The sequence below is a fragment of the Emticicia sp. genome (genome assembly GCF_049241225.1).
GTDB lineage: Bacteria > Bacteroidota > Bacteroidia > Cytophagales > Spirosomataceae > Emticicia.
Genome location: NZ_JBMLRC010000106.1, coordinates 1 through 10,698 on the forward strand (window position 1 = coordinate 1; position 10,698 = coordinate 10,698).

The 10,698-nt window shown below is 33.1% G+C and carries 10 protein-coding genes; 5 read left to right on the forward strand and 5 right to left on the reverse strand.

The genetic code is table 11. The annotated features are described in order from the left end of the window. Nucleotides 1–126 precede the first annotated feature (126 nt). Nucleotides 127–1,488, reverse strand: a complete 1,362-nt coding sequence (locus tag ACOVO2_RS06740; protein WP_421769236.1) for a hypothetical protein — start codon at nucleotides 1,486–1,488, stop codon at nucleotides 127–129. A 188-nt stretch (nucleotides 1,489–1,676) separates the two neighbouring features. Here ACOVO2_RS06740 and ACOVO2_RS06745 point away from each other — a divergent pair, with 188 nt between their 5' ends. Both ACOVO2_RS06745 and ACOVO2_RS06750 read left to right on the forward strand, forming a co-directional pair. Beyond that, complete coding sequence (locus tag ACOVO2_RS06745; RefSeq protein WP_421769237.1) at nucleotides 1,677–2,825, forward strand: glycosyltransferase family 4 protein; 1,149 nt, start codon at nucleotides 1,677–1,679, stop codon at nucleotides 2,823–2,825. Next, complete coding sequence (locus ACOVO2_RS06750; protein ID WP_421769238.1) at nucleotides 2,812–3,864, forward strand: acyltransferase family protein; 1,053 nt, start codon at nucleotides 2,812–2,814, stop codon at nucleotides 3,862–3,864. The genes ACOVO2_RS06745 and ACOVO2_RS06750 overlap by 14 nt, the downstream gene beginning before the upstream one ends. Before the next feature lie 68 nt (nucleotides 3,865–3,932). On the opposite strand, the gene ACOVO2_RS06755 is transcribed toward ACOVO2_RS06750, so the two are convergent. The 4 genes from ACOVO2_RS06755 to ACOVO2_RS06770 all read right to left on the reverse strand — a co-directional run bounded on the left by ACOVO2_RS06755 (nucleotide 3,933) and on the right by ACOVO2_RS06770 (nucleotide 8,363). Next, nucleotides 3,933–4,565: a hypothetical protein gene (locus tag ACOVO2_RS06755; RefSeq protein WP_421769239.1), complete on the reverse strand. Its 633-nt coding sequence runs from the start codon at nucleotides 4,563–4,565 to the stop codon at nucleotides 3,933–3,935. 105 nt (nucleotides 4,566–4,670) lie between these two features. Further along, nucleotides 4,671–6,170, reverse strand: coding sequence for a hypothetical protein (locus tag ACOVO2_RS06760; RefSeq protein ID WP_421769240.1), 1,500 nt, complete (start codon nucleotides 6,168–6,170; stop codon nucleotides 4,671–4,673). A 61-nt stretch (nucleotides 6,171–6,231) separates the two neighbouring features. After that, the gene (locus tag ACOVO2_RS06765) at nucleotides 6,232–6,912 is read right to left on the reverse strand and encodes a glycosyltransferase family 2 protein (protein ID WP_421769241.1); all 681 of its coding nucleotides are present in this window, start codon (nucleotides 6,910–6,912) and stop codon (nucleotides 6,232–6,234) included. 119 nt (nucleotides 6,913–7,031) lie between these two features. Then, entirely contained in the window at nucleotides 7,032–8,363 is a 1,332-nt protein-coding gene (locus ACOVO2_RS06770; protein WP_421769242.1) for a hypothetical protein, read from the reverse strand. A 482-nt stretch (nucleotides 8,364–8,845) separates the two neighbouring features. On the opposite strand from ACOVO2_RS06770, the gene ACOVO2_RS06775 reads away from it, so the two are divergent. The 3 genes from ACOVO2_RS06775 to ACOVO2_RS06785 all read left to right on the forward strand — a co-directional run. Next, nucleotides 8,846–9,757, forward strand: coding sequence for a vWA domain-containing protein (locus ACOVO2_RS06775; RefSeq protein ID WP_421769243.1), 912 nt, complete (start codon nucleotides 8,846–8,848; stop codon nucleotides 9,755–9,757). 53 nt (nucleotides 9,758–9,810) lie between these two features. Continuing rightward, on the forward strand, nucleotides 9,811–10,422 hold the full coding sequence (locus ACOVO2_RS06780; protein WP_421769244.1) for a tetratricopeptide repeat protein: 612 nt from the start codon (nucleotides 9,811–9,813) through the stop codon (nucleotides 10,420–10,422). Between the two features lie 37 nt (nucleotides 10,423–10,459). Then, nucleotides 10,460–10,698 (forward strand): phosphoribosylaminoimidazolesuccinocarboxamide synthase (locus ACOVO2_RS06785; protein WP_421769245.1); only part of this gene is annotated, 239 nt, incomplete at its 3' end.

Here is a 10,698-nt window from a genome sequence, read left to right on the forward strand (position 1 = left end):
TTTGAATGATCGTCCAATCCAAAGTGGTATTTATGATGCTAAAATGTTTTCAAACGTTTGCTTATATTTTCATATGGTTATAATAATATAAATACAAAACCTTAAATTGCTCATAGCTAATCAATATTAAGCATGTTCATGTTTTGTTGAAGCATTGGGGATCAGTACTTTTTTGTAATTCAAGGCAAACCGTGCAACAAACGCGATAGCACACCATCGACCGTAATCGTAAGGCATGCCCATGGTGAAATTTTGCATAAGAGTGGCCAAGAAAAAATAAGCTAACATTAACGTAAAATCACAGGTTGGATTGAAAATTTCTTTCCAAATCCATTTTAAAATGACAAAATGGATGGCTAAAAAAATTGAAAAACCTATAACTCCCAAATCATGTAACATTTCAATAAAAGGAGAGTCGACATAATATTCTTGGTATCCATGACCGAATAGAATTAGAAACCAATTTCCATCTTCTACATTTTTTGAAAAGTTTGTAAAAACTTTGGTGATATTAATTACCCTAGTTGAGGCAGAGTCATCTACTGCCGCTTTTACTTTTGCTACTGAATCTGAATCAGTAAAAAAGCTCGTTATGATTTTTCCCAGCCTTTCGCCAATAATATCAACCGCCACTAAAATGTAGCCTTTATAATGTGCATTATTCCAAAGTGAAAATGCAAAATAAACGATAATAAAAAATATCAAGAATCCCTGCCAGCCCATCAGCCATTTCAGTCCTCGGTAGATGGTCGGGGCATTTATACTCGAGATAAAATATAAGAAAAAGAAAATACCCGTTATTAAGACCATAGCCATTGCCTGACACAAGCCAACAACAACGATTAGCGTCAGAACAGCTACCATAATTGCAATTTTCCAAAGTGTTCGAGATTCACTTCGGAGTAGAATAACACCAGCAACAATGCCAATGTAGGCACTTTTAGCGTATATATGTGGATTTCCCATCGAAGACATACCCCCTTCATCACCAAAACTAATTGCTGCACGCATACCAAACATATAAGCAGGATTTCGGGCAATATAATACAAAAGGCTTATTCCGCCTAAGGTGCAAATTATAAGAGTAAAATAGAGAAATGTGGATTTTAAACTATTGATCGATATACCTGCGAAAATAAACATTGCAGTTAGAAAAACTAACTGATTACCGATTTCGATTGGAGTATTAGTAAACCAACCTCTGTTTGGTGCATAAATAAATAAATAAGTTAAGGCCATTATGCCATAAAGTATGCATAATAAATAGCCAGCAGTGTTTGCTTGATAGAGTTTTTTAGGATTTAGCGGAAATGCTATCAATAAACTTAGTATGGCGATACCAGCCGTAAATGCAGTACTTCCTTGTGCTAATTTTAAACCATCACGTAAAAAATAAACAAGTGGCAAACCACCAAAGAAAAAACTTAGCCCTATACTTTGGCGATATTTATTAAATTTATTGAATAGCCAATCGAGGTAAATAAACATTCTATTACTTTTTTTTGCAAATATACCTCACTGTTTTGGTAATTGCAGTTTATTGTTTGATTTTTAATCGTTATCGGTTTAAAATTTATTAAATTTGGGTCAATTTTTTAAAGTAATGACAAAAAAACTCAACCGTTTAAAAACATATACGACTTGAGTTTATTTTCGTACCCAAAACCCTTGATTGCATGAGAATGCTCATTATTCACCAGTTTTTCTGGGCTCACTATAAAGCAAAAATTTACACGGAACTTCAAAAAGTTGTTAATAAACATCCAGAAGATGAATTATTGGTTCTTCAAACTGCCTTAAATGAATTTACCAGAGCAAAAATAGGTAATCTAGATTACAGCATTCATCAATATAATGTGAAGGTATTATTCGAAGATTTTTACGAAAATACTACCATATGGCAGCGAGTCAAGAAGTCGATTTATTGGGTGAATAAGTTTAAACCTGATGTAATAAATTTGCCGGGTTATTACGAACCAGCAATGAATATTGTCCTTTTTTATTGCCGAATGAGAGGGATAAAAGTGGTAATCTCTGCTGATTCGACCGAAGGCGATAACCCAAATGTTTGGTGGCGTGAATCGCTTAAACGCTTTGTTGTAACTAAGGCTCAGGGTTTCTTTTGTTATGGCTCAAAATCTGCCGATTATATTTACAAGCTTGGAATGCGGCCAGAGCATATATTAGTTGCCAACAATTCTGTTGACAATGATCGGGTAGCGAAGGTACATGCAGAAGCACTTATTACTCGAGAGGAAGTTAAAATGGCTTATCAATTAAAAAAATATAATTTCATTTATGTTGGACGACTTATTGGTATAAAAAATTTGGATAATCTTTTGGCTGCGTACAAACCACTGGCCAAATCAGATTGGGGTTTGATCATACTTGGTGATGGAAATGAAGATGAAAGACTAAAAAATTATGCTTTGGAGAATAATCTTGATGGAGTTTGCTTTATTGAAGGTCAGCCGTGGTATGATGTACCTAAAATTTTGGCATTAGCTGATGTATTTGTTCTACCAAGTTATTCAGAACCTTGGGGCTTAGTGGTTAATGAAGCAATGGCAAGTGGTTTACCAGTAATCGTTTCAAATAAATGTGGTTCTGCTTATGATCTGGTGATTGAGGATGTAAATGGTTATACATTTAATCCGTATAAGGTAGATGAACTAACAACAAAACTTAAAAAATTTGTAGATAACCCACAAAAAATCCAACCATTTGGGCAAAAATCTAAAGAAATAATCAAACGCTTTTCGCCAGAACAGGTCGCTCAAGAAATGTATGACGGATTTAAAAAAGTAGTATATGACCATAAGTAGAAAAAACAATTTTGATTTGATAAGGCTTATTGCTGCTCTTCAGGTTTTGATCTGGCATGGAGCAACTCATTTTAATGTTACCGAAAAAATTTATAATTTCTTAGTCGTACTTTATCACTTTCCGGGTGTTCCAATTTTTTTTACCATAAGTGGTTTTCTGATTAGTTATTCATTAGAAAGAAATAATTTTAATCTACGTCAATATTTTAAAAACCGAAGCTTAAGAATTTATCCTGCTTTATGGATATGTACTATTGTAACGGCAATACTCTTAGCAAGCTTTGGAAAAGTAACGAGTACTAAAGATTTTATTTACTGGTTTTTAGCACAAATCACGTTTTTTCAGTTTTATGCGAGCGAAACTCTGAAACAGTGGGGAACTAGTCATCCAAATGGAAGTCTCTGGAGTATAGCAGTTGAACTTCAATTTTACTTTGTATTACCATTAATTCTATATATTGTCAATCTATCAAAGAATAAATTGTACATCAATCTGATTGTACTGGTTTTATTCTTGTTGTCGATTCTAGTAAAATATTTGATTAGTACCAATCCGACTATATTGCAAAATGAATTGTATGTAAAACTGCTCAATAATACTGTATTGATGTATTTGCATTTCTTTCTGACAGGAATTGCCATTTACAAAAACTTTGATTGGTTATTTCCTTTTTTAAAAGATAAAGTCTTCATTTGGCTGTTTATTTATATGGTATACGTTTTAATTGTTAAGTTTTGGCTTAAACTTTACGATACCAACTACGAGATTGGGTTTTGGGGAGTTGTGGCAAATACTATACTTTCTTTATTGACACTTTCATTTGCATTTTCATTTACAGACTTAAGTCATAGGTTACTCCGCGAAAATGATATATCATATGGAATCTATATTTATCATATGCCAATTGTCAATACTATGATTAGTTTAGGTTATAAAGGAAGTATCTGGAATTTATGTATTCTAACTGTTATTACGTCAATTTTAGCATTTATCTCTTGGAAATTGATAGAACAAAGAATTTTGAAGATGAAAATGTGATTAAAAATTTGGTGTAAAAAAAAAGAGAGGCACTTTGGTATTTTCCAAGTGCCTCTTCTCATTTACAGTTATTTTAACATAATTATTGTCTCAGTGTATTTTCCTTCAGGTACAGGGTTTATTACTGACTCTAAGTATCCGTTTGGTAGCCTCCCGCCAGGAATCCATAATTCGTTTGCTCCAGTTTCATTACCTGTTGGTAATCTTATTTTGAGCTTTTTGGGCCTGCGTATATCAATTCTGATTATCTCGGTATTTTTCCACATCCCAGCGGGGATTCCTAATTCAGTTTCAACATAGCTGAGTTGACCATTCGCTTTTCGAAGCAAATCATCCATTTCTTGCTTACACATCACAAAAAGTCCGTCTTGACGGCCCAGTATTTTTCTTCCGTATTTATCTAAGATTGTTTTTTGAGTAAGGAAAGATGCTCCTCGCCTGAAATTTCGCTGATGTCGGTGGCGGTATTTCCATTTTAAATAATTAGATGGATTGGGTCTGCTTCCTTTCGGAATACTAACAATTTCTGTTTTTGAATGACCTTTCTTAAATGCTTTTTGTAAAATATCAGTCGAATCATTCTGCAGAGAACAGTCATTTTCAGATTGATTAAAATCCTCTGAAACTGTTGTTATTTTACGTGTGGCATTGGCAGAAATAAAGACATTAAATACAAGAAATGAAATGAGAAATAATCTCACTTTTGATCGTAAAAACATAAGACATATTAGGTTAGCGTGATATCTACAAAATTATGGATTTTGTCTTTTGAACCAATAAATTATACGCTATATGTTTCAAAATATTTATTTTTCTGAAGTTTGTTTCATCATGTAATTTCCAAAGAAAGAGTTTTTCTTAGCAAAGTATTGTAAGAAAATTTCTTGTGGAATATCTGCTTTATTAATTGTTGGACTTTGGGCAATTGAAGGCACTTTTTCCCATTTAAGGGTTGTCATACTGCTAAAAATTCCCAAGATTATAGTAAAAGCCATATAAAGTCTCAGTATTTTAGTTGAGATTTGAGATTTGAGCATCTCCGAATATGAAAACATTAATAGTACAAAAATTAATATTTTGATTGTACTGATTAATCGCATGGCTAGATCATTATTAAATCCAATTCGATAAAGTGGAGAGATGACGAAATAAGCAGCACAAAATCCGAGAAGCACCAATTTATCGTTGTAGGTGTTTTTAGATGAAAAGAGCTTAAACATAAAAAATATGTAAATACCTACTTCAAAAACACAGTATCCAACCAAAGCTAAGATAGAGATAAATGGTTTTTGATAGAGATACCCCGAAATATCAGCAAAAGTCCAGATAAATCCCGAAAAGCGATTATCCTGAAAATGAGCTAAAAAATAGCTTGCCATTATAAAGCTAATAATTGTGCCACCTGCTAAGTTTGCTACACTAAAAAAGCTATTAAACTTTCGGTATAATACCATAAATCCAGCTATCACCCCAACGCTAAATGCTCCTAAAAACGACCACATGAGCAAAAGCGAAACAAAAAACAAAACAAAACGATTATCTTTTCTGATAAAACTTTCGTAATAAACAAAAAAGACTCCGATTGTTGTAACGATATGATGCTGAGGAGAATAATGAATATTTATTAAGTTGAATGAAATACCAGATGGCCAAATAAAATACTGAATCATTGGCAGCGAAACTATATTTTTCAAAAGATAGTGGGCATAAAGATAAGGCTTAAACAAAGTAGCCCCGAGCAGAAATAGAATAAATACTAAAATAATATTTAGGTTCTTCGGACTCAGAAAGTATAGCCAACAGAATGAGATAAAAATGCCAATTGCCCCCCAGATATATAGTAGAATATTACTCGCTCCGAAACCAATAAATTTACAAATAATGGCAGTTGGAAGATAGTAGGCCATATAATAACCCAAAATGGCTGGTTCATTTAAGATACCATAGCGAGTTTCGTTTTCGTAAACTACAGGGAAAGGTTTCTCGATGAGTTCCTTTACAATCGTATTGTGCTTGTAATAGTCATAAGATTGTCCTAATCCAAAATTACCCAAACTAAAAACTACACCTAAAACCAACGTAAACAATGCTAAATATAGAATGGTACTTAGCTCGATTCGTTTGACTCTCAAGGCTGAAAAATCTTCACTAACAGCATTGGTGCTGATAATAAAACTATAAAATGAATATACTGAAACTACAAAACCAACCGTAGCCCAAATCGGGTTGAGCCAGGTTAGGATAAAAATCAGATTCGGAATCAATAAGTACGAAACCGTGATTGTTTTTAGATTCTTGATGGTCATTTTGAGGAAATTCTTTTAGGATGAGGCTATCGTAATTTTTTTGTTTTTAGAAAACCTAAAACTAATTAACAAATCGATACTTGAATAATACCCAGATAGCTTCTACGCCATCTTTCCAGTTTATTTTTTTACCTTCGCTTATTGAGCGAGGATAATAACTAATAGGTACTTCGGGAATTTTATAGCCGAGCTTGGCAATTTTTGCAGTAACTTCTGGACAAAACTCGAATCCCGTACAATTTAGTTTGATTGATTTCAACAATTTTGCATCAAAAACCTTATAACATGTAGGTTCGTCAGTAAGATTCTGAAAATACAAAAGGTTTGTAATCCATGTTACAACTTGTCCACCTAAAAAAAATGAAAAGTATGAGTGTTTATTTTGCTTATTCAAGAATCTTGACCCGTAAACCACTTTTTCTTTACCGCTTTCAATAACGGGAATAAGTTTATGATAATCTTGCGGATCATATTCTAAATCAGCATCTTGAATGATGATTATATCGCCAGAGGCATGATCGATGGCCGTTCTGATGGCTCCGCCTTTTCCTTGGTTTTTTTCGTGAAAAACCACTTTCACCGAATCGCTTTTTAATGTTTTTAGTAATTCTCTGGTACCGTCAGTTGAACCATCATCGACGATAATAATCTCTTTGGGAATATCTACTTCTCCAATCTTTTTTAATATGTTTTGGATGTTATGTACTTCGTTGTAGGCTGGAATTAATACTGAAAGGAGCATATATTTATAAAGGAAGTTCTTATTTTATTTAATGTTTTTTGGCTATTTATATAAAGATGATTTATCTTCGACGTCTACCTAAAAGAGTACTTTCATCAACTCGTCGCAGCATTCAATTCTTATTTACTTGATTTTCTGTGCCAAAGTTTGATAAACAGCACAGAATCAGTTTCTACCGTAAAGTTTTTGGCTAATTCTTTACGCAATTTACCTAGGGCAATTTTATTTTCAGGTGTGTTGACTTTGGTGCTATCATCAATTACGGCTTCTCTAAAACCAAAAATTACTAGTTTCATGCTTGTATCTTGCAGTGATTTTTCGTAAACATTGGTATGTTTTTTCACGTAATCGCTGGTTTGCATTTCAGTATTAATAAATGGAACATTAGGGTATTGATGTGAATGAAAGTAAAAAAGTGTCCCAAAGTCAATTAAAAGAGCTTTATCTCCAGGTTTTAAATTTCTATTAACAGTTTGTTCATAAGTTTTTTCAATCGCAAAGTCCTCGATTTTTAGTAAACGTTGAACAACATCCTTTCGTGTGATAAACGTAACAACTAATACCATAATTGCTAAAGCTCCAAATCCAAAATAAACACGATTGAGATTCTGTTCATAAAATTTACTATAGTGGTGATAAACCATTGCAATCATTATTGAAAAGAATGGAGCCGCGGGGTAAAAGTAATGAGATGCTTGGCTCTTCATGAGTGATGCTAGTGATACAACACCAAAAAAAAGTGAAAGCATAAATACTGTATTACCCCAAAACTTATTTTTTTCTTTGGTACATAAAGCTAGTATAATACTCAATATGGTAAGTAAAATAAACCAAAATGTTTTAATAAAAAGTTTTTTGAGAAATAAAGTATGAGCTGGGTATGAACCAAAGGGATATATATATGACCAATAAATATGTTGTTCAAGTCGATTGAGTTGATGAAAATACGCAATAGATAGAAGCAGGGGTAGGGCAAATCCTAATAAAATTAATGTTCCTTTTTGAGTAATTTGCCAAAAGCTACTGTTTTTCATGAAAAAGCATTCATAAAAAAGAAAAAGGCCCGCTCCGGCCACGTAAAACATCGCAATGCTTTTGAAAGTCATGGCAATTCCAAGAAATATGCCCCCCAAAAACCAGTTAATATTTGTATTTTTTGATAAAAAAAACAATGCCCAAATTGCCAAGATTGCAATTGGAGCCTCAGGTTCCAGGAAATTTATTTCCATAAAAAAGCAACATATCAGCGACAACAATGACGCCACAAATGCGGTTTGTTGACTTTTAGTAAGTTTGCTCACCACAACATAACTAGAAACCCCAATTCCTACAAATTCAAGAACAATAAGTAGGGTCACTTGTAAATGTGTAAAATCTCCTCCCAATAAATTAATTCCTACCTGGACGAAGACGTACCAAAACCATGATTTTGATGGTATGAAATCATACATTTGATAGCCGTCGTTCAGTGAACGTCCAATTATTAGATATTCTAGTGCGTCGTACCCGAAGCCGGAGTTGTAAGAAAAAAGACCAAATAATGGTGTAATTATCATTAATACACCAATATGAAACAGTATATTTTTATTTGAAGTTTTGATAGACCAAAAAATTTGAAGGCTCAAAAAAGCCGATTGCTGATTACAAACACAATTATTGAACTGTAGTTTTACCGCAAAAATAAAGAAAATGATTGGTAAAATAAATAGTTTTCGATCGGCTGTTTATGGGTGCTATGAAATAGGTTAAATACCAAAAAGAAAATTTTACTTTGAAGATGATGGCATTTGTCGATAGAAAATATTTATATAAAACTATTATCGTACAAAATTAGCCAATTTTTACTTGGGGTTCTCGTCAAACAGTGATAATTTTATGCATGAATTGGATAAAGCCACTTACGATCGTCGAATTTGTCTTCATAGGCATCTTTTTGTTGGTTTATGCCACCTACTTTATTCGCCTATATTTGGTTGCACGCAGATTAGGTACAACTGCTCGATCGGTAATAATTAAATTTATTATACGAAGTATTTATTTAGGTTTATGTATACTCGGCTTATTAGGACCAAGCTTCGGTGTCAATGAAATTGAAGCTCAGGCCACCGGAAAAGATATATTTTTTGTTTTTGATCTATCCCGCTCAATGGATGCCATCGATATTGAGCCTTCGAGGTTAGAAAAAGCCAAGTTCGAAATTTCAAAAAATATAGATTTACTCAAATCTGACAGAATTGGCTTAGTTGTTTTTTCTTCGGAGGCATATACTCACACACCACTTACATTTGATAGAGACGCAGTAAAACTCTTTATCCAGAAATTAAACTCAAATCTTTTCCCTCGTAATGGGACCGACCTTAATTCAGCCTTTGCACTTATCTTAAAAAAGTTTCAATCTATTAATTCGATCAATAGTAGAAAAACCAAAGTGATTATATTAATTACTGATGGAGAAGATTTCGGTAGAATAGATCAAAGTGTAATTAATGAGCTGAAAAAAAATAGGATCAACCTTCTTACACTTGGCGTGGGCACACCGCTCGGTGGACAAATAAGAGAAGGAGATGATTTTAAAAAAGATAGCGACGGACAGGTGGTAGTTTCGAAATTAAATGCTTCTTATTTGGTAAATCTAACTAAATCACTCAATGGGAAGTATTTTCAACTTACAAATCAACTGAATAGTGTTGCTGATCTACTAAAGGAAGCGGATAAAGTTGAGAGTAATTGGATTGACACTAGGAAAATGACAGTAGCCAATAATAAATATTATTATTTCGTAATTTTGGCTTTTATACTGATGATTATTGATATTTTATTTACTGTTCGTACAATCAAAATCTAAACATGCATACCTGGTTTTTTTATATAATTTTGTTTTTTCTTAACCTCCGTTCTTTGACGAATGTTTCTCAGCGAAACAAACTAAAAATTGAGGCAGGGAAAGCATTTTATACAAAAAATTATAGGTTAGCCTCGGCAAAATATCAAGAATTATCAAATATTTCTTATAACCTTGAACCCGAAGCTCGATTAAATTTGGCACATGCTTATTTTAGTTTGAATGATACATCGAGGGCATTGGATGAGTATAAAAAATTGCTTAGATTAAATAATATAGGAATTGCAACCTCAGCGATGATTCAGGTTGGGGTAATCGAAACTATGATTGGTGATAGTCTTGAGGCGATGCAATTATTTAAAATTGCCCTTCAAAAGGACGACCAAAATAAGATAGCTAGGTATAATTATGAATTATTACGTAAAAAACTCCCCCAATCTCCGCCTAAAAACAATCAAGATCAAACTACCGATACGCAAAATTTTAATGGCGGTGAGGTTGAAAAATCTGAAGAAAGACGTGATGAGCTTGATTCTACAACACCCGAGAAAATGAGTAAGGAAAAAGCCCTACAAATTTTGGAAGCTATGAAAACTACCGAGCTACAGTATTCACAACAGCATAAGCAACATTCACTTAAAAAAAATAAAGTAGAAAAAGACTGGTAAGAAATCTTTTGGTTCAGAAAATAAAAAATTCAATATAATGACACAAATTTCAGATAGCGGTGTTTTGCAATCCGCAGTAAAAGAAACAAATTTTAATTTTGAAGGACAAACCGCTTTTTATCGTGGAAAAGTGCGTGATGTATATGATTTTGGCGATAAAGTTGTGATGGTAGCATCAGATAGGATTTCAGCTTTTGATGTAGTATTGCCTCGTCCGATTCCGTTCAAAGGTCAAGTTTTGAATCAAATTGCTGCAAAATTTCTGAATGCAACCAA